This is a genomic window from Bordetella genomosp. 4 (assembly GCF_002261185.1).
Lineage (GTDB): Bacteria > Pseudomonadota > Gammaproteobacteria > Burkholderiales > Burkholderiaceae_B > Bordetella_A.
Window position 1 is genome coordinate 97,026 of the sequence record NZ_NEVQ01000013.1, and the last position, 26,960, is coordinate 123,985.

The following is a 26,960-nucleotide window of genomic DNA, read 5'->3' on the forward strand; positions in this document are numbered from 1 at the left end:
TCAGTCATTTAGCGCGTTGCGTCGAGGTCGAGCCGAGCAGCGTGTTCCAGCGACCACAGCTTGCGCAACAGCTCGCCGGCACGTTCTTGTCCTAGGACGGGAGCCACCAATTCATCGAACTTGCCGCTCAGATCGGCATCGCTCAGGGGCAGTTCCGGATCGCCTTTACGATGAGGCTGCAGATAGGAGTCCTGCGTACCGTTGGTCAGGCGCATATCGACCCGCGCAGCACGCTGACCTGGAAACAGACCATCGAGGGTGGGCTCCACATGCAGGCGGATACGCGACATCAGCTGACGCAGGGCGGGGTCTTTCAGACGTGCCTCATCAAAGGCCGCCAGCCGTACGCTGCCATACACCACGGCAGAGGCGACAACAAAGGGGATACTGAAACGCGCCTCGGCTGCAGTTTGGGGCTCGGGGTTTCCGGCCACGTCCAGCGCAGGGGCATAGGTGTGCACGTCGATCTGCGCGATGTCGTCCGGCGCGGCCTGAAGCCGGTCTTTCAAGACTAACGCGGCATCGATGGGCGAGAACGTATGGCCGCAACACGCATGATTTTTAAAGGTCATGCGCGTGATATTGAAGGTCTCGCCCAGGGTTGCAAGGAAAGGCTGCCAGTCCGGGCCGTTGCTCATGGCGTACCCCAGGCCTGCGGCGCCATCCAGCACGTCCAGCGAACCGGTAACCCCGGCTCGCGCCATCTGGGCGGCGGCCAGGCCGCCTTCGGCCGCACGGCCCGAATGCAGCGGCTTGGACATGGAGTCCATTCGAAAGGCCTGTTGCAGCCCGCTGGCAAAGGTGGCGGCAGTGGCCAGCGCGTGGGTGAACGGCCGGGATTCCAGGCCATACAGGCTGCTGGCCGCTGCGGCGGCGCCAAAGGTGCCGACCGTCCCGGTGTTGTGCCAGAATTTGTAGTGAGTCCGTCCCAGCGCGGCGCCGATGCGCGTAGAAATCTCGTAACCCACCACCACGGCGCGGAGAAAATCGCGGCCGCTAGCGCCCGTTTCCTGCGCTGCAGCTAGGGCGGCAGCTATGGTCGGCGCGCCAGGGTGATAGATCGCGTCTTTGAAAATGTCGTCGACTTCGGCCGTATGCGCGGCGGTGCCGTTGATGAGCGCCGCGGCGCGAGAGGTGGCGGGCTGGCCTAGCGCTAGACGGGATGGTCCCCGTCCGATGTCTTCTGCATAGGCTTGTTCCAACAGGGTCGCGGGCGGCAGTACCGCACCCGGGAGCAGGGAGGCGTACCAATCCACGACAGCGCGTTTGGCGTGGTGCAGGACATCCTCGGTCAGGTTCTGGTTGCGCAGGCTGGCGCCAAAGGCGGCAAAGGTTTCTAGTGCAGTCATCGCTTTCCTGAGTGTGCGGCAGTAGACGCTATGGTCGATCTTGCGGCGCGATTTCACCACTGTTTATTTTGCGCGTTGTCATGCCCTTTGATCATATCAACGCCATCTTTGCGATGACTTTTTGTCATGGCGCTAGGCGCAATGCGAAGTTTTCTCGACGGGCCAGGCAGGCGATGATTTATCCATCGACACATCCACCGCAGGAGTAAAAAGATGGATTTTGAATTAAACGAGGAACACCGGGCCTTTGCCGACTCGGTAAGGCGTTTTGCCCAGGATCGCCTGGCCGCAGGCGCACTGGAGCGCGCGCATTCGCCGGAATACCCGTGGGAAACTGCCCAGATGTTGGCAGAACAGGGGCTGCTGGGTATCGCGTTCCCGGAGGAGGACGGTGGCCAGGGCGGCTCGCTCATGCACGCGGTATTGGCGATCCAGGAGGTCGCGCTGGTCTGCCCCAAGAGCGCCGACATCGTACAGGCAGGCAATTTCGGCCCCATCCGTACCTTTGTCGAATACGCCACCCCCGAGCAGAAAGAACGGTTCCTTCCCGATCTGCTGGGCGCACGCAAACTGATTTCGCTTGGAATGACCGAGCCCGATGCCGGCTCGGCCGTGACAGAGCTGAAGACGTCCGCGCGTCAGGATGGCGACGATTACCTCATCAACGGCAGCAAGATTTTCTCCACCCACAGTCCGGAAGCTGAATTGTTTTTGGTCTATGTACGCTTTGGCCCGGGTCTCGATGGCATCGGCTCGGTGCTGGTCGAGCGCGGCACGCCGGGATTTACGGTGGGTAAACCGGCCTCGTTCATGAACGGTGAACAGTGGTCGCAGCTGTACTTCGAGGACGCGCGTATTCCCGCCAAGAACGTGCTGCTGGGGCCTGGCGGTTTCAAGAAGCAGATTTCGGGTTTCAACGTGGAACGCTTGGGTAACGCTTCGCGCTCTCTGGCGCTAGGCCGTCACGCGTTCAATATCGCTCGCGAACACGCGCTCACACGCAAACAATTTGGCCGCGAGCTGTGCGAATTCCAAGGCTTGCAATGGAAATTCGCGGACATGTGGATGCGTTTGGAGCAAGCGCAATTGCTCTTGTATCGCGCCGCCTTGGAAGGCGAGCACGGTTTGCCGTCTGCACAGAGCACCGCCATGGCCAAATTGGCCTGCAACGAAGCGGGCTGGTTCGCGGCCAATGAGGCATTGCAGGTCATGGGCGGCATGGGCTTTAGCCAAGAGGCCTTGGTCGAGTACTGCGTGCGCCGCATTCGCGGTTGGATGATCGCAGGGGGCTCTATCGAGATGCTCAAAAACCGCATCGCGGAAGGTGTATTCGGGAAATCGTTTTCCCAGCGTCCGCCCAAGCCCAAAGCCTAAGTATCAAGAGAGTGGAAGGAGACAGTATGCGTAGTTTGATTTGTGCCACCGTCGCTGCCGTTGGCATGATGAGTTGGGCAGGCACCGTATGGGCCGAAGACGATGCCTATCCCAATCGAGCGGTCAAAATCGTGGTCGGATTCCAACCTGGCGGTCCGACCGACGTGGTGGCTCGCTTGGTGGCAAAGGCCTTGCAGGAGGAACTCAAAGGCGCTTTTGTGGTTGAGAATAAACCTGGCGCCACGAGCAATATTGCTTCGGAGTCGGTGGCCTCTGCCAAGCCGGATGGTTATACATTATTGTTCGCGGCCTCGCCCCTGGTCATGAACAAGTTCACCTACCCGATGCAGAAATTCGATCCCGTCAAGAGTTTCGAACCCATTTCGAAGATATCCTCCGCACCGGGTGTACTGGCTGCGACCAACAAGCTGCCAGTCAAGGACTACAAGGAGTTCAAAGCGTTGGCCAAAAAAGAGCCCGGCAAACTCAATTACGGTTCGACAGGCAATGGGGGCACGCAACATATGGCAATGCTGAAATTGCAGGCATTGACCGGGATCGACATGGCCCATATTCCATACGGTGGCGGCTCTGGCGCCATGAACGACTTGATTGCCGGGAACATCGACGTTGCGTTCATGACTGCAACGGGTGCGATGCCGGCCCTGGTGGCGGGCACTGTGCATCCGCTGGCAGTCGCCGGGCCGAAGCGTTTGCCGGAGTTGCCCAATGTGCCAACCTTTGCCGAACTCGGTATTCCTGAGATGAAATCCGACTCGTGGAATGCGCTATTGGCGCCTGCCGGGACACCCAAACCCATCGTGGACAAGCTTGCCGCCGTCCTCGAAAAAGCGGTAAAGACCAAAGAGTTCTCTGACGTCTTGGGGCCGCAAGGTGCGATGCTGATTGGCAATAGCCCTGAAGAGTTCAGGGCCGAACTGATCGCCGAGGACGCATACTGGAACGAACAATTCAAAAACGTAAAGCTGGACAAGTAAAGGTTATGTCATCGATCAATACCCCTGCATCCTCCGTCTGTCAGGCATTGCTGTATCCCAAGAGCATTGCGCTCGTCGGTGCTTCCGACGACGTCAAAAAGACAGGCGGGCGTCCTCTGCAGTTTCTGCGCCGGTCCGGCTTTCAAGGCACCATCTATCCGATCAATCCAAAGCGTGCCGAGGTGCAAGGGGAAAAAGCATGGCCTAGCCTGGCTGCGCTGCCGGAGGTGCCCGAGCATGTCTTTATCTTGTCTCCTACCGATACGGTAGTACCCGCCGTGCAGGAATGCGCCGACCTGGGGGTCAAGCTCGTCACCATCCTGGCGGCTGGATTTTCCGAATCGGGGCCCGACGGCGTCGAGCGTGAGGCTGCGCTGCGCGAGATCAGTCGAAAGAGCGGCTTGCGCATTCTGGGGCCAAGCAGCCTGGGTGTCGTCAACCCTGGTAACGGCTTGGTCCTGACAGCGAACGCGGCGTTTGCCGAACCCGATGTGCCGCGTGGCAACGTCTTTGTGGCGTCGCACAGCGGCAGCATGATCGGCGCGCTGGTGTCTCGCGGAAAGGCACGTGGCGTGGGCTTTGCGGGCTTGGTATCGGTAGGCAGCGAGGTCGATCTCAGCGTCGGTGAAATCTGCATGGCGACGCTGGACGACCCTGCCATCCAGGGGTATGTGCTCTTTCTGGAAAGCTTGCGTCATGGCGATGCCATTCAGGCATTTGCCCGCGAGGCGGCAAAACGCGGCAAACCCGTGGTCGCGTACAAGCTCGGGCGATCGAGCGCTGCGGCGGAAATGGCGGCAACGCATACCGGCGCACTGGCCGGCGAAGACGATATCGCAGATGCTTTCCTGAAGGACCTGGGCGTGGTTCGCGTGGAAATGCTGGAGACGCTGTTCGAGGTGTTTCCCTTGGCCCGGAAACTGCCTTTGGTAGGCAAGCAGGCCAAGCGCGTCGGAGTCGTGACGACGACAGGGGGCGGCGCCGCCATGGTGGTGGATCAACTCGGTGTGCGCAACGTGATCGTAGAGCCTGCGTCCGCAGCGACGGTAGCGCAGTTGCAGGCGGCCGGCATGCCCGGCAGTGCAGGGCGGGTCGTGGATCTCACCTTGGCAGGGACCAAATACGAGGTCATGAAAAAAGCCCTGGACATCATGCTGGAGGCGCCAGAGTTTGACGTGGTCGTCGCCGTCGTGGGGTCATCGGCGCGTTTTCAGCCGGACTTGGCAGTCAAGCCTATCATCGACAGCGCGGGCCACGAAAAGCCTTTGCTGGCCATGCTGGTGCCCGATGCGCCCAACGCATTGGCGCAGCTCACGACCGCTCAGATTCCGTGCTTTCGCTCGCCAGAGGCCTGCGCCGATGCCATTGCTTCGGTGCTTGCACGCCGTTCGCCGGGACCGTCTGCGACGGTCAAGCTCGATCACGAGCAGCCCGCCTGCGCAATCAGCGAGGCCGATGCCTACGAGCTGCTGGATACGCTGAATGTGCCGCATGCGCTGGCAGCGACTTATCCTTTGGACAGTCCGCCCGACAATTTGCCATTTGATTATCCCGTCGTAGCCAAGGTCTGCTCTGCGCACATCCCGCATAAAACCGAAGTGGGCGGCGTCGTGCTGGGCATCAAGAATGCCGAGGAGCTGGCGCGCGCCTTTGCCACCCTGCAGCAGAACCTGCGCGATAAAGCCCCCGGCGTCGATTGTCGGGACGTGCTGGTGCAGCCGATGCGCAAGGGACTGACAGAAGTCCTCGTGGGCTATCGCGTGGATGTGGATGCCGGTCCCATCATCATGCTGGCCGCCGGGGGTATCTGGGCAGAAGTGATGCGTGATCGCAGCATTCGCCTGGCACCCGTCTCGGTGCAAGCGGCCAAGGAAATGATAGAAGAGGTCAAGATGTTGAAAACGGTCTCTGGCCTGCGCGGCAAGGAAAAGGGCGATTTGGACGCGTTGGCCGTCGCGATTTCCAATCTGTCCAAGCTCGCGGTGACGCCTGATTTGCCCGTGCGCGAGGCCGAGGTCAATCCGCTGATGGTGATGCCCGAAGGCGAAGGCGTGATGGCCGTGGATGCTTTGATCATGCGTTCGTGACCGAGGACGTTGCGCGGCGCGCAGCTTTACCGCGCGCTTTTTTTCGATCCCGAAAGGGGACGTTGCCTGGAAAAACGATGAGCCAAGGTCAACAAGGTTGGTGATGCAGGAATTTTCTTCAGCAGATATTGCGGCGGCCGATGCTGCGCTGGATCGTCTGGACACCAGCGCCATTCATCATGCGTTCGATGTGCAGGGTTGTCGAATGGTGTGGCGAGAATGGGGCAGGGGGCCTGCCCTGGTCCTGATTCATGGCGGACACGGCTCGTGGATGCATTGGGCCAAGAACATCGACGTCTTGGCCGAGCATTTCCGCGTCCTGATCCCGGACATGCCGGGCTTCGGCGATTCCGAGGATTTTGATATGCCGCCGTACGACCCGGACAGGGTCGAACGCCTGTTGGAGACCTTGACGCAAGGCATAGCCCGATTGGTCGGAACGGCGCCTCTGTATCTGACGGGGTTTTCATTTGGCGGCGCCATCGCGGGCGCGTTGGCGCCTCGTCTGCCGACATTGCAGCGCCTGGCGTTGTTGGGTAGCGCTGGCCACGGTGGGCCTCGTCGAGACAGAGAACCCTTGTCCGACTGGCGGGCCGTCACGGGACAGGAACGGGAGCAGGCATTTGCACAGAACCTGCGAGCGTTCATGCTGTCGTTCCGGCATACCGTGAACGCCCTGGCGCTGCAGATTCACGCGCGCTCTTGCGAAAAGACCCGCTTTCGCAGCAAATCCATTTCGCGCAGGTCGTCGTTGCTGGATGTGCTGAAGGACTTTGACAAACCGATACTCATGGCTTGGGGCGAGGATGATGTCACGGCAGTCCCCGCCGACGCCGGCCGTATGCTGGCGCAAGGGCATCCATCGCGAGAGTGGCACGTCATCGCCGACTCGGGCCATTGGGTGCAGTTTGAACAGGCCGATGCAGTCAACGCCCTGTTGATACGGTGGTTCGCGCCGCCAGCGGCGGTGGGCGCACGCTCAGCCTAGGCTTGGGGGCTCTTTGGGGCCGTTGGCCAGCGCTTCGCGCTCGCGTGCCGCGGTCTCGAGCAGCCAATCGCGAAACACGGCCACGCGGCGCGAAAATCGTTGTTCCTGCGGGCGCAGCAGATAATACGACATCGAGCGCTGCAACGGCCGGCGGAACGGGCGCACGAGCAACCCTTTATTGAACTCCGTCTGCAACAAGGCACTTTGGCCGATCGCGATGCCCAAACCATCCAGCGCAGCCTGCCACGTCAAAATAGACGTACTGAATCCCATCCGTTCCGAGTTCGCAGCCGCTGCAGATAGTCCGTTGGCTTCCAGCCAGTCGGTCCAGTCGGTCTTGCGGTATTTCGAGACCAGAAGACGCCCTTTCAACAAGTCCTCCAGCTTTCCATGTCGGGACATGTTCTTGTCCAAATACTCGGGCGAGCAGACCGGCTCTATTTCATCAGTAAAGAGAACGTCTTCCTTGACCCTGGGCCAGCCGCCGAGGCCGAACTGAATCGCCACATCCGCTGCGTCACGATCGAAATCCACCTCGGAGACACCGTTGCTCACGATGACTTCGATGTTGGGGTGGCGGGCGTGAAAATCCTCTAACCGCGGGATCAGCCACTTTGCCGTAAATGTCGTGTACGTCCTGACCCGTAGCACTTTATGCGACATGTTTTGCAGCAGGCCATCGGTGGCAGCAGCGATTTCCGCGAAGGCCGGTGCGACGCGCTTGGCATAGGCTGCTCCGGCCCGCGTGAGCGTCACGCCCCGATGCTCGCGGCGGAACAGTTCTACACCGAGATAACTCTCCAGTGTCGCCAGTTGCCGGCTCACCGCGGATTGCGAGACGTGCAGCTCTTGCGCTGCCAGGGTGAGGTTCTGCAACCGGGCAACGACTTCGAAAACCCGTAGCGGGTTCAGGGGAGGAATACGCAATGACACGGCGGGAATTCGTGAGAGCAAAAAGGCCGGGAGAAATGACTTTTTAGTATACCTGTGCGTCCTGTGCCCGGCGCGGATCGGATCGGGCAGTCGGCACGGACCACGCATAACGACATATCGACTAAGTATTTTCCAGATCGACATGACGAGGCCAGAATGACCGCATTCCTGGTTATATACAGACGGAGCGGTAGTCCTCATCATGACGATTCTGACGTTGGCCGGCAGTCCCTCACAGAACTCGCGTTCATCGGCCTTATTACGTTATGCCGCAGAGCGATTAGCGGCGCGTGGTTTGGCCAGCGATGAACTGGGGTTGCGCGATCTGCCTGCCGTTGATTTGATCGAAGGCAACTACAGCGGATCCGCCGCCAGTGCATTGCGCAAACGCGTCAATGCCGCGCAAGCATTATTGATTTCCACGCCAGTCTATAAGGCCTCGTTTGCCGGCGGACTGAAAGCAATCCTGGATCTGCTGGATGAAAAGGCGCTGGCAGACAAAATCGTGTTGCCGATAGCCACCGGGGGGAGCACCGCGCACCTGTTGGCGCTGGAATACAGCCTCAAGCCCGTGCTATCGGCCCTGGGTGCACGGCATATTTTGGCTGGCGTTTATGCGACAGACCGGCAGGTCACGGTGCAACAGGGACACGTTGCGATCGATGACGATGTGCGCGAACGGCTGGATACCGCAGTCGATCGTTTGGCCAAGCACGTGTCGACGGCGCCGTTATCACAGGGTTATGACCTCGGCTATCTGGCGTTGAACGCCAGATTCAGTGTTTGAGAGTGTGCAAAGGCTGATGATGCAGCGCCCGAACACCTCACGCAATAACGATCTGCACAACGACTGATACATAGGAGCATTCCCATGCACAGGATGCATTTGCCTTTCCTGAGTTGGTTCCGTTTTTCCCGCCTTGCCGTCGCGGGTGTGATGGCGTTGAGCGCCGCCATGCTGACCTGCGCGGCAGCGTCCGCGCAGGATGCCAAGACCTTGCGCATCGGCTTTCAGAAATACGGCACCTTGACCATTCTGAAGGCGCTGGGCTCGCTCGATAAAAAGCTGGGTGAACAAGGCATTGCCGTGAAATGGGTGGAGTTTCCCGCAGGGCCGCAATTGCTCGAGGGCCTGAATGTCGGCTCCATTGATTTCGGCACGGTGGGCGAGGCGCCTCCGATTTTTGCACAGGCAGCGCAGGCGCCGTTGGTCTACGTCGGCAACGAGCCGCCGGCTCCGACGAGTGAGGCCATTCTCGTGCCGAAGGATTCGCCGATCCAATCGGTGGCTGATCTCAAGGGCAAGAAAGTCGCCTTGAACAAGGGTTCCAATGTGCATTATCTGCTCGTCAAGCAGTTGGAAAAAGCCGGGGTGCCATACAAGGACGTCAACGTCACGTATCTCACACCCGCCGATGCTCGGGCCGCGTTCGAGCGCGGTGTGATCGATGCCTGGGTCATCTGGGATCCATTCCAGGCCGCCGCGGAAAAACAGTTGGGCGCGCGTGTATTGGCCGATGGGACTGGCGTGGTCAACAACTATCAATTCTTTCTCGCGTCTCGCGATTACCTGGATAAGCATCCCGACGTGGTCAAGACCGTGCTGGAGGAAATCCGCAAAGGCGATTTGTGGGCCAAGGATCACCTGAAAGAATCCGTGGATCTCTTGCAGCCGGTATTGGGCCTGGAACGGCCGGTGGTAGAGCTGGCGGCGCAACGTCTGGCCTACGGCGTGACGCCTGTGACGCGCGAGGTATTGCAGCATCAACAGGAAATCGCCGACGCGTTCTACGCGCTGAAGCTGATTCCCCGCAAGCTGGACGTGCAGCAGGCGGCGCCAGCCGAGCTACGTTAACGCATAGATCTATAAGGCCATTTGCTGATGAACGTTTTCTGGTTTATCCCCACCCATGGCGACTCTCGTTACTTGGGCACTACGCAAGGCGCACGTGCGGCGAGTCATGACTATTTCCGTCAGATCGCGGTAGCGGCTGATACGCTGGGCTACGACGGGGTCTTGTTGCCGACAGGCAGGTCTTGCGAGGATGCATGGGTGGTGGCGTCGAGCTTGATCGATGCGACACGCCGGCTGAAATTCCTGGTGGCGATACGGCCTGGTGTCAGTTCGCCGCAGTTTGCCGCGCGCATGGCTGCGACCTTCGATCGCATGTCGGGCGGCCGTCTGTTGGTCAATGTGGTCACGGGCGGCGATCCGTCGGAGCTGGAGGGCGATGGGGTGTTCGTCAGCCATGACGAGCGCTATGCCGTGACGTCGGATTTTCTGAAAATCTGGCGCGGCATTCTTGGGGCCAGTCATCACGGGCAGGCGTATGACTACGCTGGCGATCATTTGGTCTCAAAGGGCGGCAAAGTCATTTACCCGCCTGTGCAACAGCCGTATCCGCCGCTGTATTTCGGCGGCTCGTCAGAGGCCGCGCACGAGTTGGCGGCCGAGCAGCTCGATGTCTATCTGACCTGGGGAGAGCCGCCCCAGGCGGTGGCTGCCAAGATCGAAGACATGCGCCGTCGCGCTGCCCGCCATGGCCGCACGCTGAGATTCGGTATTCGTCTGCATGTGATTGTGCGTGAAACGGATGAAGAAGCGTGGGCCGCTGCAGAGGCGCTGATCCAGCATTTGGATCAGGACACAGTGGCTGCTGCCCAGGCTGCGTTCCAACGCATGGATTCCGAAGGCCAGCGCCGCATGGCGGCACTGCACGGCGGGCAGTTGCACGATGAAAAAGGCGGCCGCTCGCATCTGGAAATCTCGCCCAATCTTTGGGCAGGCGTGGGGCTGGTGCGCGGCGGTGCGGGAACCGCATTGGTAGGCAGTCCGCAAACGGTAGCCGCCCGCATGCGCGAGTATGCCGAGTTGGGCATCGAGACCTTTATCCTGTCCGGCTATCCGCATCTCGAAGAATCGTACCGATTCGCGGAGCTGGTGTTTCCGTTATTGCCCGGTAAGGCGGTGACGCAGCCCGCACGAGGCCTGCTGAGCGGGCCGTTTGGCGAAGTGATGGCGACGGAGATTGTGCCGGGGCGCAGCAACAAACAGACGGTGCCTGCATGAGTTCGGCGTCGTTCTTGTCCGCGTCAGCGTGGCGTCGCCGTGCGCTGCCATGGCTGGTGCCGTTGTTGATTCTGATTGTGTGGCAGGGGTCTGCGCAATTAGGCTGGCTATCCTCACGGATATTGCCCGCGCCATGGTCGGTAGCCAAAGCAGGATGGGAATTGGCCGTCTCGGGCGAGTTGTGGGAACACCTGCGCGTCAGTGCGCTGCGCGCGCTGTGGGGGTTGTTGCTCGGGGGCGGGTTGGGGTTGGCCCTGGGACTGTTGAACGGCGCCTCACGTGTCGCCGAGACCTTGTTGGATACAACGCTGCAGATGATCCGCAATATACCGGTGCTGGCGCTGATCCCATTGGTGATTCTGTGGTTCGGTATCGATGAGGCGGCGAAGCTCTCCCTGTTGTCACTGGGTGTGTTCTTTCCCGTGTACCTGAATACGTTTCATGGCATCCGTTCTGTAGATCCGGCGCTGATCGAGATGGGACGTTCATATGGGCTGTCGGGATGGGCACTGTATCGCGACGTGATACTGCCGGGGGCCTTGCCGTCCATCTTGGTAGGGCTGCGCTTCGCCTTGGGGCTGGTGTGGGTCATCCTGATCGTGACGGAAACGATTTCTGCGCAGTCAGGGATCGGTTATATGACGATGAATGCGCGCGAGTTCCTGCAGACCGACGTCGTGCTGCTGGGTATCTTGTTGTATGCGTTGTTGGGCAAGGTGGCGGATTGGTGTGCGAGGGGCCTGGAAACGCGATTGTTGCGCTGGAACCCGGCTTATCGGCCGACCTGAGATCACGAATATTTTCGGAGCCGATCATGCACTTTAGTCCGTATAACTGGGAATTGAATGAGCTCGCGGTGCAGCCGTTCGTGCGCGAGACTTATGACACTGAGCCGGCGGCGGCCCAGCCGCCCGTGCATGTCACGCTGCGCGGGCTGAACAAATATTACGGCGAACGTCACGTCCTGAAGGGGCTGAATATCGAGTTCGCGCCGGGCGAGTTCGCCGCCATCGTGGGGCGCAGCGGTTGCGGCAAAAGCACGTTGCTGCGGTTGCTGGCCGGTCTGGAAACCGCTACGCCCGCCGCGGGGCAGCGAGGCGGCAGCACTGCGATTCGCTTTGACGGCGAGGTGCAAGACGGCGCCGATGACCGCGTGCGAATGATGTTCCAAGACCCTCGGCTGTTGCCGTGGAAATCGATTCTGGACAACGTCGCCATCGGTACGGCCATTCGTCAACGTGGCGAGGCGGCGTCTGTGCTGCGACAAGTCGGCTTGGGCGAACGGGGCGGCGAATGGCCGGCCGCATTATCGGGCGGTCAAAAGCAACGTGTGGCGCTTGCGCGGGCATTGCTGCATCGGCCAGGACTCTTGTTATTGGACGAACCGCTCGGTGCATTGGATGCGTTGACGCGTCTGGAAATGCAGCAGTTGATCGAGGATCTCTGGCTGCGCGATGGTTTTACGGCTGTACTGGTGACGCACGATGTAAATGAAGCGATTGCCTTGGCTGACCGGGTCATTGTGATTGACGAGGGCAATGTGATCCTCGACCAGCGTGTCGCGTTGCCGCGGCCCCGGCTACGCACGAGTACTGCATTTGCTGCGCTGGAGGCACGTGTGCTCGACGCAGTATTGAACAAAAAAGACCCCACCCCGGTGGATACCCGTCCGCTGGCTCAGGTTATTTCCATTGACCATTTGCGGCTGGCAGTCTAGAGCCAGATTTTTTTACAGGAGCAGTCTCATGAGCATTCAATCCATCAACGCCCGTAACCAGTTTCGCGGCCGTATCAAGGAAATCATCCTCGGCCCGGTGCTGTCCGAGGTTGATGTCGATACCCCCTCCGGTATCGTCACGTCGGTGATTACGACTCGTTCGGTCAAAGAACTGGATCTGCAGGTCGGCACCGAGGTGCTGGCGTTTGTAAAGGCTACGGAAGTGTCCGTGGCGAAACTCTAAAGCCGTGAGGGCGCAAACAGCGCGAACGGCTGTTTGCGTGTCGTATTGTGTTCGAGTGTGATTCACGAGGGAGTTCATGCAGACCCGTATCGCAGTATCAGATAGCGACATTGACGAGGTAGACGATTCAGCGGCCATAACGGCGGTTCAGTCATCGCGCCGCGATTTTCTACGGCGGGGTGTTGCGGCAGGCGGCCTGTTCGCGGCAACGGCTACGACAGGCGTGTATGGTTCGTCAGCAGTGACGGCGCATACTACGGCAGTTCCTGCCGATGCCGATACACCATTGGAAATCCCCGAATGGAGCCGTGCGCCAGGGGCTCCTACAGGCGGGCAGCCTTATGGTCAGCCGTCCGCCTACGAAAAAAAGGTGATTCGTCATCTGCGCCCTAACGACAAGCAATACATTTCCTCGTCCACGCGTACACCCATCCAGGAGCTGGACGGCATCATTACGCCAAACGGCCTGTTCTACGAGCGTCATCACGGTGGCGTACCCGAGATCGATCCCGCTCAGCATCGTCTGGCATTGCACGGCTTGGTAGATCGGCCCTTGTTGTTCACGATGGACGATCTGCGGCGTTTCCCTTCCGAATCGCATATCTATTTTTTGGAATGCTCGGGCAATCCGGGCTACAACGTCTACGGCAAGACGGCGGCGGAGGCTAACGGCCTGGTGAGCTGTGCCGAGTGGACGGGCGTCCCCCTGCGCACTGTATTGGCCGAGGCTGGTGTGCAAGCGCAAGCAAAATGGATCGTGGCCGAAGGCGCCGACGCTGCAGCGATGACGCGCAGTATTCCGATAGAGAAATGCCTGGAGGATGCCTTGCTGGTGTACAGCCAGAACGGTGAGCGCCTGCGTCCCGAACAAGGTTATCCCTTGCGCCTGCTGTTACCGGGGTTCGAAGGCAATATGAGCATCAAATGGCTGCGGCGTTTACATGTGACGGACAAGCCCGCGCAATCGCGCGAGGAGACCTCCAAATACACGGATCCGCTGCCCGACGGCACTGCACGGCGTTTTACGTTTTACATGGAGGCCAAGTCCATCATCACAGCCCCCTCTGGCGGCCAACTCGTGTCTAAGCCCGGCTTTAACGAAATCCGTGGAATCGCGTGGAGCGGGCACGGGAAAATCGTGCGTGTCGAGGTGTCTGTAGATGATGGCAAGACATGGCACGAAGCGCAACTGCAGGCGCCGGTATTGACCCGCGCGATCACGCGATTTCGTTATCCCTGGGAGTGGAACGGCGAAGCCACAGTGATCCAGAGCCGCGCGACTGACGAGACCGGCTATGTGCAGCCCACCCTCGAAGCGCTGGTCGCTGTGCGCGGGGTGAACAATACCTATCACAACAATGCGATTACGCCCTGGCGTGTCGCTGCGAATGGCGAGGTCACGAATGCGCGTATTAAAACAGGCTGAGTCACGGGGCTGGTCGCGATGGTGTTCCATACATACGCTCTTGAGTGGTATAGGTCATAGCGTCACTGTGTCGCTGATGCTGGTCAGTTCAGCATCGGCCCAGCAGCCTTCGCAGCCCGCGAGCTTGGGGCACTATGGCATTGGTACGCCATTGACCGAGGCCCGCCTGGCGCCCTGGAATATCGATGTCGCGCCTGATGGCTTGAACCTGCCTGCGGGTCAGGGGACTGTCGCCGCCGGACGGACCTTGTATGCTGCGCAATGCGCCGCCTGCCATGGTGCGCAGGGCGAGGGTGGACAAGGTGATCGTCTGGTGGGCGGAGCGGGGACGCTGGCCAGCGCCAAACCGATACGTACGGTGGGTAGTTACTGGCCCTATGCTACGACGCTGTACGACTATATTCGCCGCGCTATGCCACTCTATGCGCCGCAATCCCTCAGTAATGATGAGGTTTATGCGGTGTCGGCCTATGTGCTGCATTTGAACGGTCTATGGCCAGAGGATAAGGTATTGGATGCGGGTGGGTTGCGCAGTATCCAGATGCCGAATCGGGACGGATTTGTAGACGATGCTCGGCCGGATGTGAAGCCCCAGGCCAGCGCGGCTGAGGCCGCGGCGGTTGTCGGGTCGCCTCGATGACCTATATCATGACGGCGGCGCCCCAGAAATGGGGCGTTGCGTTGTCGCGGCCTGCGCTTTAGTGGCTGCACACCGTCTCGTCAAGGAGGCCGCCACGTGGCTTTGCAGACCCGCACCGCCCATTCCCTCGGTATGAATGTCAATCCGGCGCTGTCGCGCGCGCGCTGGGCGATACCATGGGTGGTGCAACTATGCCGCGTCATGGCGGTGTTGTTTGCGCTGTTCCTCAGCCAAGGGGTGCAGGCAGCCGTTGCGATTCCTGGCTTGTCGTCCGCTGCTGAGAAGCCCGCCGCCGAAGCGGCGCCGGCTGACGCGTTGACGCCTGCCAAATTGGCGGACCTGCTCGATGATCCCACCACGCGCGATAAGCTGATCGAGCAACTCCGGGCACAGGCGGCGGCGCCGTCCCAGCCTGCGTCTGGCACGGATCCGACTGCCGCGCCGCCGTCGCTGCCGACGCGCATTGCGACTGGCGCACAGGATTTCCTGGCGACGATGGGCACGAATGCACAGACCGCCGTAGACGAATTGACGGCGGTGGTGCAAAACCGGGGCATGGTCCCGGAGCGGCGAGAGCGGCTGATTACGACTCTGGTGAGCCTTGCCATTGTCGCGGCAGCCACCTTGATCGTTTTTGGCGTATTGCGGGCCATTGCAGCCTTTGCCTACACCCGGATAGACAAATGGGCGGCGACCCCGTCGTTGTCGGCCGTCGGGCCGGTACGGTCCGCAGCCAGGGCCATGTTTGTGCGGCGGGCGGGAGCCATTGTCGGGGCCTTGCTTATCGACATGGCTATCGTGTTGTTGGCCGGAATGGCAGGCTATGCCACGGCAATGTATGCAGAGAGACCCTACGGTGCGGTGACGACGGCGCAATCCTTGTTTGTGAATGCCTTTGTGGCCGTGGGAATTACGCGAGCCCTGATTCGCGCGGTGTTTGCCACGCGCTATCCGGCGCTGCGTCTTTTTACGATGGCCGATGAGACGGCTCAGTACTGGAATGTCCGGTTGGGGCATATCGCTGCCGTCGTGGGCTACGGCTTGTTGCTGGTCGAGCCCGTGGCGCAGTCTCTGCTGTCGCCTGCCTTAGGCGAATTGCTTGGCCTGGCCATCATGATAACGGCCTATATCTACGCGGTGCGTATCATTTGGCGTAACCGCAACTTGTTGCGCGAACATTTAAAACAGCGCGCCGAACGCGCCTCGATCCACTCATTTGGCACGGCGCTGCGTCTGTTGGCGCGCAGTTGGCATTTCCTGGCGATCGGATATTTCACGGTATTGCTGATAGTCAGTCAGGTTGACACCCAAGAGGCCTTGCCATTCATGGTCCAAGCGACGGTGCAATCGGTCGTGGCGCTGGCCGTGGGGTCGCTCGTCATCATGTTGCTGGCCACCATGTTGGCTCAGCGCATCCGTCTGCCCGAGGATGTGCGGCGCAAGCTGCCCATGCTGGAAGCGCGCGTGAATGCCTATGTGCCCGCAGGACTGCGCGGCGTTGGCGTGCTGGTACGCATCGTGGTGGCGTTGTTTGTGCTGGATGCCTGGCGGGTGTTTGACTTGTCGAGGTGGATTTCCTCGGCCGCGGGGGCAAAGGCCATCGGCGTTGTCGTCCATGTGGCTATCGTGCTGTTGGTGGCGGCCGTGGTATGGACCTTGATCGCCAGCATCATCGAGCATCGGCTCAGCACACAAGAGGGCCGCAGCCTGCCTACCGCGCGCGAGCGCACCTTGTTGGCGCTGTTTCGCAATGCCACCCTGATCGTGATCGTCACGATGACGGTCATGGTGGTGCTCTCACAGATCGGCGTGGATATCGGTCCGCTGATTGCAGGCGCCGGGGTGGTCGGTCTGGCAATCGGCTTCGGCTCGCAAAAGCTCGTACAAGACATCATCACAGGGATTTTCATCCAGCTGGAAAACGGCATGAACCAGAATGACGTGGTTCAGGTCGCAGGGATTTTCGGGACAGTGGAAAAGATCACGATCCGCTCGGTGGGTATACGTACGCTGGACGGCGGCTATCATTTGATCCCGTTCTCATCGGTGGATGTGGTGTCCAACCATATGCGCGATTTCTCGTATCACTTGGGCGAATACACGATTTCGCATCGGGAAAGCGTGGATGATGCGATTCAGCATCTGCGCCAGGCGTTTGATGAACTGATGCAGGATGAGTTGCTGGCCCCCGAGGTCCTGGAAGACGTCAGCATTCCGGGTGTGACCGCATTGAACGAAAAGGGCGCGACCATTCGCGTGTTGATCAAGACCACGCCGGGTATGCAGTGGGCAGTGCAGCGCGGCTACAACCGATTGGTCAAGAAGCACTTCAACGCTGCCGGTATCGAGCTGCCGTATCCGCACACCGTGCTGTACTTTGGTCAGGACAAGAATGGCTACGCCCCGCCGGCCAACGTATTCATGCAGACCGAGCGTGCCGCGAATACACATAATGCGCGTGCGGCAGGGCACACGCGCCGTCAATTATCCAAGGAGCAGGGCGAGGCGTCGGAGGACGTGTTGGGCAATGAGCTGGAGCGTACGGCCGAAGCGGACGACGAGGCTGCAGCGGATTCTGCCGCAACGCAGGCGGCCGATGCCAGCCAGGGACCTGAAGTCTCTCAGAACAAGAAGCCGGCATGACTTGAGTGTCGTCGGACAGTCAGGGCCGGTTAACGCGCAGAGCAAGACGTTCGCGCGCTCGCGTTAACCGGCTGATTGCTCCAAAATAGCTGGCGGCTATCCGGCAAATGTCATTTTGGTGTGCCGCCCGAGCCCAGATCCCAATACAGTCCCGTCATCAAGGTCAATGCTTCGCGCAACAGCTCCGGAGGCAAATGCTCGTTCGGAGCATGTTGCGAGCATCCCGGATACGAATGTGGGACCCATACCGTCTTTAACCCAAGCACGTCGGTGAAAATATCATTGGGCAGGGACCCGCCCAAATTCGGCAGAATGGCGGTTTTCTTGCCGCTGGTTTTTTCGAGCGACGACACGGCCCATTTGACCCAGGGATCTTCGGGGTCGATCCGTGTTGCCTTGAACATGGTTTCGCGCGTGGTTTGTATTTTCACCATGGGAAAGCCTTGGCGATCCAGATGGCGGCGTAACGCAGGCAACAAATTGTCGGGATCGACGCCGACGACAAAACGCAATTGGCATCGCGCCCAGGCGCGTGGCGGGATCGCGTTGACGGGGGTTTCCGGATTGCCGGTCTTGTAGGCCAGGACTTCGAACGAGCACCAGCCGAATACGCGTTCGGCGGGCGAGAGGCCGGGTTCTCCCCATTCCGGCTCGATGACAGGGCCATCCGATCCGCCGTCGACCTCGCAATCCGCCAGCGCGCGCCGTACGGATGCCGGCAACTCCGCAGGCACCCATTCCGGGATACGAATCTGTCCCGTGGGAGATGAAATACTGGCAATGGCGTGTGCGAGCTGGATTCCCGGGTTCGATATCAATCCACCCCAGTTGCCCGAGTGATGGCCGCCTGCGCGCGCCTCGATGCTGAGATCGATATTCAGGCTGCCGCGCGCGCCGAGGAATACGGTGGGGCGCTGAGGACTCAGGCGTGGGCCATCCGAGGCGATGAGCAGATCGGCGCTGAAACGATCCTTGTGCTGTTCGCATAGCTCGCGCAGCCCCGGCGACCCGGTTTCTTCGCCCATCTCGATCAGGTATTTGACGTTAAAGCCCAGCTTGCCTCGCGTTTCCAATACGAGACGCAGCGCCTCCATGTTGATGCTGTGCTGGCCCTTGTTGTCAGCGATGCCTCGTCCATACCAGCGGCCGTCTCGCTCGGTCAGCGTCCAGGGCGACAGGCCTTCGTGCCATTCAGGTTCGAGCCCGCGAATCACGTCGCCGTGGCCGTAGCCCAGTACGGTGGGCAGGGCAGGGTCTTCGATACGCTCCGCATATAAAAACGGGGCGCGTGCCTTGGCATGAGTCAAGGTCTCGCAGCGAAAGCCCATTGCCTCAAAGGCGGGTTGCATCTCGGTGGAGAGATAGCTTGCCAACGCCTCGGCGCGATCAGGGTTCTGGCTCTCTGTGGGGATGCTCACACGACGGCTCAGAACGGCACGGAAGGCGCCTGAATCAAAACACTGTTCAGCGTTGGCAATGGCTTGTTCACGGCTCACGATGATTTTCCTTGAATGAGATGGAAACTCCGCACATGGCTTCGGAGAAGAACCTCAGCTGTGGGCGGCATGATGTTTGATTCCGAGTGTCGTCATTTGAGTTTTGTCTGTTCATCGCTTGAGTACGCAGTCTTCAGGCAATGGCCTTTTCTTGCGAATACGACGGATACAGATGACAAGCGACTTGCGCCTGACCTTGTGTGTGCAGCGCAGGCCGTTGTTGTTCGCACTGCGGCATCGCATGTTTGCAGCGCGGATGAAACGGACAGCCGGCGGGCGGATTGATCGGGTCGGGAAAGGATAGTCCCAGTCCCATGTCCGGTATGCCCAGTCCCGGTTCGGGCGTGAGCACCGAGGCGAGCAGGGCTTGTGTATACGGATGGCGCGGCTCATGAAAAAGCTCGGTGGCAGGCGCGGATTCAACCACGCGGCCCAGATACATCACCGCAACGTGTGTCGCAATGTGTTCGACGACAGCCAGGTTATGGCTGATGAACACATAGGTCAGGTTGAATTCCTGCCGCAGCGTCATCAACAGATTCATGATCTGCGCCTGCACCGATACGTCCAATGCTGAGGTCGGCTCGTCGCAGATGACGATTTCAGGATTCATCACCAGGGCGCGCGCAATCGCAACGCGCTGGCGTTGGCCGCCGGACAGCTGCCCGGGCGTGTTGTTGGCCAGCCGGGGAGGCAGGCCCACGCGTTCGAGCATCTCGATGGCTTTGTGCTGGCGAGGGTTGGCGATGCCGTGCACCTCCAGTGGCAGCGATACGATGGACGCGATGCTGCGGCGCGGGTTCAGCGACGAATAGGGGTCTTGGAATACGGGTTGAACCCGCCGCGCAAGATCACGCCGCGACATGCTGCGTATGTCTTGGCCTTCGATACTGACGCTGCCGCTGGTCGTCGGGATGAGCCCCAGCAGCAGCCGCGCCAGGGTGGATTTGCCGCAGCCGGATTCTCCGACAATGCCCAGCACGCCGCCGCGCTCTACCTGTAAATCCACACCATTGACCGCATGCAGCGTGCGGCGAGGTTGAAACATGCCGCTCTTTACCGTGAAGCTGCGGCTGACGTCTTGCGCCTGGATGAGTGGGCTCATGCGTGCGCCTCCGTGCGAATGCAGCGCCACTGCCGGCCGGGTGCTTCGTGAACGGGAACGGCCTGTTGGCAAACGGCCTGCGCATAGCGGCATCGATCATGAAATGCACAACCGTGCAGATCGCCGACCAAGGCCGGCACGACGCCGGGAATGGTGCCCAACGGCGTGCCGGGAGGGGTGCGGCCCGGCACCGGAATACAGGCCAATAGCCCCTCGGTATACGGATGGCGCGGCGCTTGAAATAGCTCGGATACAGGACCTTGTTCGACGATCTGGCCCGCATACATCACGGCGACCTGGCGCGCAATGCGGGCCACCACGCCGAGATCGTGCGTGATGAGCACCATGGCAATGCCCAATTCCGCCTGCAAGTCGGCCAGCAACCGCAGGATCTGCGCCTGAATGGTCACGTCCAGCGCCGTGCTGGGCTCGTCGGCGATCAAGAGTTCCGGGCCGCACATCAATGCCATGGCGATCATGACGCGTTGACGCAGGCCCCCAGACAACTGGTGCGGATATTGTCCAAGCCGTTGCGCGGCAGAGGCGATGCCGACTTTTTCCAACAACTCCACAGCACGCTCTCGAGCCTGACTGGCGCTGGCATGCCGATGGTGGCGATAGTGTTCAGTGAGTTGGTCGCCGATGGTATAGGCGGGGTTCAAGGCGGTCATGGGCTCTTGGAAAATCATGGCCATCTTGTTGCCGCGCAGGGCGTTGACGCGCCGGCGGCTGGCGCGAGACAGGTCTTCGCCCAGGACCGCCAGGCGCGAAGTGCTGCGTTTTGCGGCCCTGGGCAACAGGCCCATGATAGCCAGCGAGGTCATGGATTTCCCGCAGCCCGATTCACCCACCAGGCACAATGTCTCGCCACGCCGCACCTGGAATGAAATGTCGCGCACCGCATGCAGCTGGCCGCGTGGCGTATCGATATCCACGCGCAGGTTCTGTACGTCTAATACGATATCGGAGTCGGTCATTGCGTCAGGCCTTGTCCTCGGGCGTCAGCCACTGGTGCAGGCCGTCGCCTGCCAGGTTGATGGCGAAAATCAGCAGCGCCAGCGCGCTGCCGGGGATGGCGATCAGCCAGAACGAAAAGAACATATAGGCCTTGGCCTCGGAAATCATCAGGCCCCATGAGGGCAGCGGCGGTTGCACGCCCAGTCCCAGGAACGACAGGGCCGCCTCCAGCAGAATGGCGCTGGCGGCCTCCAGCGTGGCGATCACGATCAGATGCGGCACCACGTTCGGCAACACCTCGCCACGAACAATGCGCCAGGTCGAGGCGCCGGCAGATTGGGCGGCGGCGACGTATTCGAGCGAGCGCACCTGTTGCGTGGCGCTGCGCATGACGACAGCAAAACGATCCCATTTCAAAAAGCCCAGCACCAGAATCACGACCCAGAGCGAGCCGCCCACGATGGCGACGGTGGCCAAGGCCACCAGAATGACCGGCATGGACAGGCGTGTCGTCACGAGAAAGGAGACAAACATATCTACGCGGCCGCCAAAATACCCCGCGGCCATGCCTAACGCGGTGCCGATCAGCCCAGAGATAAGTGCAACGCTGATTCCGATCAATAAGGAAATCCTGGCCCCATAAAAGAGGCGCGACATATAGTCACGGCCCAATTGATCGGTGCCCAGGGGATGCAGCCACGTGCCTTTCTCATACCAGACAGGCGGCGCCGTGCGATGGGCCAGGTCCTGAAAATAAGGATCATGCGGCGCTATCCAGGGCGCGAAGATCGCGATCAAGACGATCAACAGCAAGATGCCGCCGCCTGCCAGCAGCGCCTTGTTCTGCCGTAAACGCCGCCAGGTCAGACTGCCCGCCGGTGCAGTCACATTCGGTACTGGCGCATTAGCCGTAATCGGTGAGGTCGGTACAGTCATGGTCTACGACACCCGGATGCGTGGGTCCAGCCACGCGTTGGCAATATCCGCTGCCAATGTCAGCAGCACATACAGTACGGATAGCAGCAGCACGATCAGTTGCATGACGGGATAGTCTTTGAACGTGATGCTTTGATAGGCCAGATAGCCTAGGCCGTCCAGCGCGAAAACCGTTTCGATCACGACCGAGCCGCCTAACAGGTAGCCAAGTTGCACGGCGGCCAGAGCCACGACGGGCACGATGGCGTTGCGCAAGGCGTGTTTAAAGATGACCGTGCCGGTGGGCAGGCCTTTGGCCCTGGCCGTGCGGATGTAATCGGCAGCCAGGACTTCGATCATGCCTGCACGTATCAACCGCATGAACGCCGGTGCGACGTAGTAGCCTAGCGCGATCGCAGGCATCACGAAATGCTGCCACGTTCCGCTGCCGGATACTGGCAGTATGCGCAGCGATATCGAAAACAGCATGATGAGCAGCAGCGCAAAAAAGAAATTCGGCAAGGCCTGGCCCAGCACCGCTACGGCCAGACAGATGCGGTCGGCAATGCCGCCCTTGTAGAGCGCCGCAATCACGCCCAGCGGAATGGAGATCAGCAAGGCTACAGCCAACGCGCTCAGCCCCAGCATCAGGGTGGTCTGCAGCTTCGACAGGATCAACGGTCCGGCAGCCGTCTTGAAATACACCGAGGTGCCGAACTGGCCCTGCAGGATGTGCCACAACCAATCGGCGTACTGAACAACGACGGGACGGTCCAGCCCATAGGCTTTGCGCACCATGTCGATGTCCGCCTGGCGCGCGCCTTCGCCCGCCAGCGCGACGGCGGGGTCTCCCGACAGATGCAACAGCATGAACGCCAGGACGGAGACGGTCAGAGCGACCATCACCGCCAGTCCCAGCCGCCGGATGATGAATGCAAGCATTGAAAGACTCCGTGCGCCGCCACGTCACCGTGGCGGTTGTCAGGGTTTCAGGGTTATTTCCAACTCATGTCCCAGAAACGGACCAGCTCGTCAGGATAGGCCTTGAACTCCACGTCCTGGCTGGCGACGTAATACACCGGCAACGACCAGAGCGGCACGGCGTAGGCGTGTTCCGCAATCATGGTGAGGGCCTCTTTATAGGCGGCATTACGGGCAGTGCTGTCTATCGTCACATCGCCCTTGTCCAGTAATTCGCGGACCTTGGGATCACGCGTCACGTCGTCATTGCCGAACGCAAAATACACCGGCGTCGAGGCCGACACGTCATTGACCAGGTTCGAGCCCCAGGTCTGATGCGTCAGCGACGCTTTGCCCGCGCGGATCATGTCACGCATCGCGGCGTATTGCAGGAAATTCAGTTTGGCGCGGATACCGACAGCTTGCAGATAATTGATGATGGCTTCGGTCTGATTGCGTTCGCGATAGGCGACGATATCAATGTCGAATCCATTGGGATAGCCGGCCTCGGCCAGCAGTTTCTTGGCTAGTGCCGGATCGTATTTGTAAATCGGTGCGCCTTCGTCGGTGCAGCCGACTTGTGAGGGTGTGCAGATGGTGTTGAGCAGCTCCGAGCCTTCGCCCACGATGTTCTTGATAATGGACTCGCGATCAATGGCGTGCAGAATGGCTTTGCGTACGCGTTCATCCTTGAGCTGCGGGGCGGGCGTATCGTCGCGGATGTTCATCTGCATGAACGCGATACGCATGGTGTTGCCGCTTTTGACTTGCAGTTGAGGCATGGATCTCAGTTGCTCGGCCTGGTCCTTGGGCACGTGCATGATGAAATCTTCACCACCGGAAATCACCTCTGCCATCTGTGTCTGGCGATCCGGGATAAAGCGGATCACGACCTTGCCGATCTTGGGCTGGGCCTTGGGCGAGTCTTTGAAATAGTCCTTGTTGGCCTCTAGCGTGATCGATTTGCCGGGTATGTATTCGACCACCTTGTACGGGCCGGTGCCGACGGGCTTGGCGTTCATCCCTTGCGGGCCGACTTCGGCATAGTATTTCGCGGGGTGGATGGCGACGGTGGTTGAGAGATATTCTTTGGCGCCGGGGAAGGGTTCCTTGGTCGTGAGGCGCACTTTGTATTTATCGATCTTTTCTACTTTGTCGATCCAGCGCACGTTCTGTTGCGTCGTCGCTTTGTTTTTCGGGTCCGCGACAAAATTGAGCGTGTAGACGACGGAATCGGCGTCGAATTCCTCGCCATTGTGAAACTTGATCCCCTCGCGCAGCTCGAATTCCAGGGTCTTGTCGTCGACCTGTTTCCAGCTTTTCGCCAGTTGCCCCTTGTATTCGTTGGTCAGCGGATCGCGATAGAGCAGGGTATCCCAGACATTGGCGGCGATGATGACGCCGATACGGACGTTGTTGTAATAGGGATCAACGCTTTCCGGGGCCTGGTCATAGGCCATGCGCAGCGTATCGTTCTGCTTGTTGGCCAGCGCAGGCGACATGCTCAGCGCGGTGCCGGCAAAGAGCAGCGCGGCGGCCAACGCCTTGAAACGGGGCACGACGTGATGGCGGTGTTCAGGGCGATCCAAATGCAGCGGTGCAGCCAATCTAACGCGATGTTCCATGATGGGCTCCTGTCGAGCGTAATCGGTTAAGCGGAATACTGCGGGTGATTCGGTGGCCCCTGGCTGGGCGTACGTTGTGCCAGATACTTCAGCGCGGCCTCGTATTTGCACTGCAAATGCATGCGCATGATCTCGGTCAGCCGAGCGGTATCGCGGGCAGCCAGCGCCTCGGCGAGATCGATATGCTGGCGCATGGAGCGGTCCCAGTTTTCGTGGTTTTCGTTAGACACGAACCGCAGGTTCTGAATGCGGATGTTTTGGGTCTCATACAGACGCGTCAACAGCGTGTTGTGCGCAGCCTGATGAATGCGCGCATGGATTTCGCGATTGCACCGGTAATACGTGGGCAGATCGCGGCGGGCATGGCTGGCCCTCATTTCGAAAGTCAGTGCGCGGATTTCGGCGATTTCCTGATCGGTTGCGCGTTCGCAAGCATAGTGACAGGCGAGGGTCTCGATCCCGCCGATGACCTCAAACGTCTCGCGCACATCGGTTTCGGACAGCTCGACGACTTGTGCGCCCCGATTGGGCTCGATGCGTACCAACCCGTCAAAGGCCAGAAGGCGCAGCGCCTCTCGTAACGGTGTGCGGGAGACGCCGAGCATTTCGCCCAAGGTGCGTTCGTTCAAACGGGATCCTGGGGGAAATTCCCCCTCGATGATGCGTTCGCGCAAGCGTTCCGCTACGCTGGCGGGCAGCGTGCCGCCATTGCCCGAGGCCCGTGGCGGGCGTATGGCGGGCGGGGCGTCGGACACTGCGCTATCAGAAAGCGTAGGGGGATCGCTGCTCACTTGTATACCAAATGGATTTGATCTTTTATTCACTATAAAGCACGTAATCCACGCCCCATTATGGGGGATTACCCTGCAGTATTCCGATAAAACAAGGGCGTACGGGTAATCGATGATAGGGTGTGTCCGGGTGGCCGTTGCGGCGCGCGAGGGCCTTGCGTATGATTTGAAACAGGGAATTTGCCAGTGGTATACCATTTTGGCGGGGTCGGACCCGCCATGCGCTTCGTTCAAAAACGATCGGCAGCGTGGTCACTGGCCGTTCGTCAACGACAATTTTGGGGGCTTCATGCAAGACGCATTGATGCAGCAGGCGATTCAGTTTGCGCAAGACCACGAAACCACTTGGGACCGCTCGGTCGACGGCGTCTTCGGTGTGCATCAGCAGGATCCTCCGCCTTGGAACCGCTTGCTCGGGCCGGTGCATGATCGCGGCCCTGTGACGGGGCTGGTCGTGGTCGATGGCAAGACCGTAGCATCCTGGGGCGAACCGCACCGTGCAGACCTGACGTTCAGCGTGGCAAAGATGTATCTGGCGCTGGTGGCAGGCGTGGCGCACGACCGAGGCCTGTTGCCGGATGTCGACGAGCCCGTGCGCGCCCGCGTGCCCGGAATCGGCTTTGACGAGGGCAATAACGCGCTGATTACCTGGCGTCATTTACTGCAGCAGACCAGCGAATGGGAAGGCGAGCGTTTTGGCGTTTCGGATCAGGCAGACCGCTATCGCGCAGTGACATTCGGTGCGCCGCCCAATGGCAAGAAAGGCGATCCGCGTCCGTTGCAAACGCCGGGCACGTATTGGGAATACAACGACGTCCGTATCAATCAATTGTCATATGCATTGCTGCATTTATTCCGCAAGCCGCTGCCGGAGGTCTTCCGCGAGGCGGTGATGCGGCCGATCGGAGCCAGCGAAAGCTGGAACTGGGTCTGCTATGACAATGCCTGGGTGAACATCGACGGTGTGCTGATGCCGTCGGTGCCCGGCGGATCGCATTGGGGCGGCGGGATGTCCATCAGCAGCGAGGATCAAGCCTTGATCGGTCAGATGCTCTTGAATGACGGCCGCGCCTGGAATGGAAAGCAGGTGATCTCGCACGAATGGCTGCGCGCCATGCGCACGCCCAGCGAGCTGGCGCCGTATTACGGCTATCTGATCTGGTTGAACGAGGGGCAAAAGATGTTTCCCAGCGTGCCGGCATCGAGTTTCTTTGGTGTCGGGGCCGGCAGCTCATTCACCTGGGTGGAACCCGAGCGCCGCATGGTCGTGATTGTGCGCTGGCTGAATTCGGCGTACGCGGATGGCCTGTTCGGCAGGATATTGGCGGCAGTGGATGGTTGAGTTTGTTTGCTAACGCTCGTATGGCTTTATTCGATCGCGCTTCGACAAGCTTCGGCCATTCATACCGAGGGGAAAAGGCATGGCTTATGGATGGTGGCAGGATCGGTCTGATTTGAATTGAGTGCTGTGTATTTATCCAGCAATCTAATTCGGAGCGAATAGTATCTCGGGCATGCAAACTCAACGTGCCCACCGGGCCCGATTCCGTTCAGCGCCAGAGCGGACGATAACGCCCATTCTGACGGCGCGGCCGACCACTGCGATCTCAGCATCGTCCGTGACGGCGGGCTGCCATCGGGC

23 protein-coding genes are annotated in these 26,960 nt (G+C 60.1%); 14 read left to right on the forward strand and 9 right to left on the reverse strand.

What is annotated here, in order from left to right:
- Positions 1-8: 8 nt before the first annotated feature.
- Positions 9-1,349 (reverse strand): MmgE/PrpD family protein, encoded by a 1,341-nt coding sequence (locus CAL20_RS10710; RefSeq protein WP_094837846.1) that lies wholly within the window; start codon positions 1,347-1,349, stop codon positions 9-11.
- A 213-nt stretch (positions 1,350-1,562) separates the two neighbouring features.
- Between CAL20_RS10710 and CAL20_RS10715 the strand changes: the two genes are divergently transcribed.
- From CAL20_RS10715 to CAL20_RS10730, 4 genes are all read left to right on the forward strand, one after another.
- A complete protein-coding gene (locus CAL20_RS10715; RefSeq protein WP_094820993.1) occupies positions 1,563-2,723 on the forward strand; it encodes an acyl-CoA dehydrogenase family protein in 1,161 nt (386 codons plus the stop codon).
- 26 nt (positions 2,724-2,749) lie between these two features.
- On the forward strand, positions 2,750-3,721 hold the full coding sequence (locus tag CAL20_RS10720) for a Bug family tripartite tricarboxylate transporter substrate binding protein (protein WP_094837847.1): 972 nt from the start codon (positions 2,750-2,752) through the stop codon (positions 3,719-3,721).
- A gap of 5 nt (positions 3,722-3,726) precedes the next feature.
- On the forward strand, positions 3,727-5,808 hold the full coding sequence (locus CAL20_RS10725) for an acetate--CoA ligase family protein (RefSeq protein WP_094837848.1): 2,082 nt from the start codon (positions 3,727-3,729) through the stop codon (positions 5,806-5,808).
- Positions 5,809-5,911: 103 nt separating this feature from the next.
- A complete protein-coding gene (locus tag CAL20_RS10730; protein WP_094820996.1) occupies positions 5,912-6,796 on the forward strand; it encodes an alpha/beta fold hydrolase in 885 nt (294 codons plus the stop codon).
- Here CAL20_RS10730 and gcvA read toward each other — a convergent pair.
- The gene (gcvA, locus tag CAL20_RS10735; RefSeq protein WP_094820997.1) at positions 6,788-7,729 is read right to left on the reverse strand and encodes a transcriptional regulator GcvA; all 942 of its coding nucleotides are present in this window, start codon (positions 7,727-7,729) and stop codon (positions 6,788-6,790) included. The two genes, CAL20_RS10730 and gcvA, sit on opposite strands and share 9 nt — an antisense overlap.
- A gap of 202 nt (positions 7,730-7,931) precedes the next feature.
- Here gcvA and ssuE point away from each other — a divergent pair, with 202 nt between their 5' ends.
- The 9 genes from ssuE to CAL20_RS10780 all read left to right on the forward strand — a co-directional run bounded on the left by ssuE (position 7,932) and on the right by CAL20_RS10780 (position 17,469).
- Positions 7,932-8,516 (forward strand): NADPH-dependent FMN reductase, encoded by a 585-nt coding sequence (gene ssuE, locus CAL20_RS10740; RefSeq protein WP_094820998.1) that lies wholly within the window; start codon positions 7,932-7,934, stop codon positions 8,514-8,516.
- An 84-nt stretch (positions 8,517-8,600) separates the two neighbouring features.
- A complete protein-coding gene (locus CAL20_RS10745; RefSeq protein ID WP_373558292.1) occupies positions 8,601-9,584 on the forward strand; it encodes a sulfonate ABC transporter substrate-binding protein in 984 nt (327 codons plus the stop codon).
- Between the two features lie 27 nt (positions 9,585-9,611).
- Positions 9,612-10,799, forward strand: a complete 1,188-nt coding sequence (gene ssuD, locus CAL20_RS10750) for an FMNH2-dependent alkanesulfonate monooxygenase (protein ID WP_094837849.1) — start codon at positions 9,612-9,614, stop codon at positions 10,797-10,799.
- Positions 10,796-11,587 (forward strand): aliphatic sulfonate ABC transporter permease SsuC, encoded by a 792-nt coding sequence (ssuC, locus tag CAL20_RS10755; protein ID WP_094821000.1) that lies wholly within the window; start codon positions 10,796-10,798, stop codon positions 11,585-11,587. The genes ssuD and ssuC overlap by 4 nt, the downstream gene beginning before the upstream one ends.
- 26 nt (positions 11,588-11,613) lie before the next feature.
- The gene (locus CAL20_RS10760) at positions 11,614-12,516 is read left to right on the forward strand and encodes an ATP-binding cassette domain-containing protein (protein WP_094821001.1); all 903 of its coding nucleotides are present in this window, start codon (positions 11,614-11,616) and stop codon (positions 12,514-12,516) included.
- A gap of 28 nt (positions 12,517-12,544) precedes the next feature.
- Positions 12,545-12,760 (forward strand): TOBE domain-containing protein, encoded by a 216-nt coding sequence (locus CAL20_RS10765; protein WP_094821002.1) that lies wholly within the window; start codon positions 12,545-12,547, stop codon positions 12,758-12,760.
- A gap of 76 nt (positions 12,761-12,836) precedes the next feature.
- Positions 12,837-14,186, forward strand: a complete 1,350-nt coding sequence (gene soxC / locus CAL20_RS10770) for a sulfite dehydrogenase (RefSeq protein WP_094821003.1) — start codon at positions 12,837-12,839, stop codon at positions 14,184-14,186.
- 76 nt (positions 14,187-14,262) lie between these two features.
- Positions 14,263-14,826 (forward strand): c-type cytochrome, encoded by a 564-nt coding sequence (locus tag CAL20_RS10775; RefSeq protein ID WP_176456508.1) that lies wholly within the window; start codon positions 14,263-14,265, stop codon positions 14,824-14,826.
- A 96-nt stretch (positions 14,827-14,922) separates the two neighbouring features.
- Positions 14,923-17,469, forward strand: a complete 2,547-nt coding sequence (locus tag CAL20_RS10780; protein WP_306431374.1) for a mechanosensitive ion channel domain-containing protein — start codon at positions 14,923-14,925, stop codon at positions 17,467-17,469.
- A gap of 110 nt (positions 17,470-17,579) precedes the next feature.
- On the opposite strand, the gene CAL20_RS10785 is transcribed toward CAL20_RS10780, so the two are convergent.
- The 7 genes from CAL20_RS10785 to CAL20_RS10815 all read right to left on the reverse strand — a co-directional run bounded on the left by CAL20_RS10785 (position 17,580) and on the right by CAL20_RS10815 (position 25,282).
- Complete coding sequence (locus CAL20_RS10785) at positions 17,580-18,965, reverse strand: M20 family metallopeptidase (protein ID WP_094821005.1); 1,386 nt, start codon at positions 18,963-18,965, stop codon at positions 17,580-17,582.
- Between the two features lie 133 nt (positions 18,966-19,098).
- Positions 19,099-20,070, reverse strand: a complete 972-nt coding sequence (locus CAL20_RS10790; protein WP_094821006.1) for an ABC transporter ATP-binding protein — start codon at positions 20,068-20,070, stop codon at positions 19,099-19,101.
- On the reverse strand, positions 20,067-21,047 hold the full coding sequence (locus CAL20_RS10795; RefSeq protein ID WP_094837850.1) for an ABC transporter ATP-binding protein: 981 nt from the start codon (positions 21,045-21,047) through the stop codon (positions 20,067-20,069). The genes CAL20_RS10790 and CAL20_RS10795 overlap by 4 nt, the downstream gene beginning before the upstream one ends.
- Positions 21,048-21,051: 4 nt before the next feature.
- Positions 21,052-21,963 (reverse strand): ABC transporter permease, encoded by a 912-nt coding sequence (locus tag CAL20_RS10800; RefSeq protein ID WP_094821008.1) that lies wholly within the window; start codon positions 21,961-21,963, stop codon positions 21,052-21,054.
- Positions 21,964-21,966: 3 nt separating this feature from the next.
- Positions 21,967-22,884 (reverse strand): ABC transporter permease, encoded by a 918-nt coding sequence (locus CAL20_RS10805; protein ID WP_094821009.1) that lies wholly within the window; start codon positions 22,882-22,884, stop codon positions 21,967-21,969.
- Positions 22,885-22,937: 53 nt separating this feature from the next.
- Positions 22,938-24,527: an ABC transporter substrate-binding protein gene (locus tag CAL20_RS10810; protein WP_254924005.1), complete on the reverse strand. Its 1,590-nt coding sequence runs from the start codon at positions 24,525-24,527 to the stop codon at positions 22,938-22,940.
- A 26-nt stretch (positions 24,528-24,553) separates the two neighbouring features.
- Positions 24,554-25,282 carry a GntR family transcriptional regulator gene (locus CAL20_RS10815; RefSeq protein WP_254924006.1) on the reverse strand — a complete coding sequence of 243 codons (729 nt, stop codon included), beginning with the start codon at positions 25,280-25,282 and terminating at the stop codon, positions 24,554-24,556.
- Positions 25,283-25,607: 325 nt separating this feature from the next.
- Here CAL20_RS10815 and CAL20_RS10820 point away from each other — a divergent pair, with 325 nt between their 5' ends.
- Positions 25,608-26,660, forward strand: coding sequence for a serine hydrolase domain-containing protein (locus tag CAL20_RS10820; RefSeq protein ID WP_094821397.1), 1,053 nt, complete (start codon positions 25,608-25,610; stop codon positions 26,658-26,660).
- Positions 26,661-26,960: the final 300 nt, after the last annotated feature.

Coding starts and splice junctions, on each gene's coding strand:
- CAL20_RS10710 (WP_094837846.1), bottom strand. CDS start 1,349: ATGACTGCACTAGAAACCTTTGCCGCCTTTGGCGCCAGCCTGCGCAAC.
- CAL20_RS10715 (WP_094820993.1), top strand. CDS start 1,563: ATGGATTTTGAATTAAACGAGGAACACCGGGCCTTTGCCGACTCGGTA.
- CAL20_RS10720 (WP_094837847.1), top strand. CDS start 2,750: ATGCGTAGTTTGATTTGTGCCACCGTCGCTGCCGTTGGCATGATGAGT.
- CAL20_RS10725 (WP_094837848.1), top strand. CDS start 3,727: ATGTCATCGATCAATACCCCTGCATCCTCCGTCTGTCAGGCATTGCTG.
- CAL20_RS10730 (WP_094820996.1), top strand. CDS start 5,912: ATGCAGGAATTTTCTTCAGCAGATATTGCGGCGGCCGATGCTGCGCTG.
- ssuE (WP_094820998.1), top strand. CDS start 7,932: ATGACGATTCTGACGTTGGCCGGCAGTCCCTCACAGAACTCGCGTTCA.
- CAL20_RS10745 (WP_373558292.1), top strand. CDS start 8,601: ATGCACAGGATGCATTTGCCTTTCCTGAGTTGGTTCCGTTTTTCCCGC.
- ssuD (WP_094837849.1), top strand. CDS start 9,612: ATGAACGTTTTCTGGTTTATCCCCACCCATGGCGACTCTCGTTACTTG.
- ssuC (WP_094821000.1), top strand. CDS start 10,796: ATGAGTTCGGCGTCGTTCTTGTCCGCGTCAGCGTGGCGTCGCCGTGCG.
- CAL20_RS10760 (WP_094821001.1), top strand. CDS start 11,614: ATGCACTTTAGTCCGTATAACTGGGAATTGAATGAGCTCGCGGTGCAG.
- CAL20_RS10765 (WP_094821002.1), top strand. CDS start 12,545: ATGAGCATTCAATCCATCAACGCCCGTAACCAGTTTCGCGGCCGTATC.
- soxC (WP_094821003.1), top strand. CDS start 12,837: ATGCAGACCCGTATCGCAGTATCAGATAGCGACATTGACGAGGTAGAC.
- CAL20_RS10775 (WP_176456508.1), top strand. CDS start 14,263: ATGCTGGTCAGTTCAGCATCGGCCCAGCAGCCTTCGCAGCCCGCGAGC.
- CAL20_RS10790 (WP_094821006.1), bottom strand. CDS start 20,070: ATGAGCCCACTCATCCAGGCGCAAGACGTCAGCCGCAGCTTCACGGTA.
- CAL20_RS10795 (WP_094837850.1), bottom strand. CDS start 21,047: ATGACCGACTCCGATATCGTATTAGACGTACAGAACCTGCGCGTGGAT.
- CAL20_RS10800 (WP_094821008.1), bottom strand. CDS start 21,963: ATGACTGTACCGACCTCACCGATTACGGCTAATGCGCCAGTACCGAAT.
- CAL20_RS10805 (WP_094821009.1), bottom strand. CDS start 22,884: ATGCTTGCATTCATCATCCGGCGGCTGGGACTGGCGGTGATGGTCGCT.
- CAL20_RS10810 (WP_254924005.1), bottom strand. CDS start 24,527: ATGGAACATCGCGTTAGATTGGCTGCACCGCTGCATTTGGATCGCCCT.
- CAL20_RS10820 (WP_094821397.1), top strand. CDS start 25,608: ATGCAAGACGCATTGATGCAGCAGGCGATTCAGTTTGCGCAAGACCAC.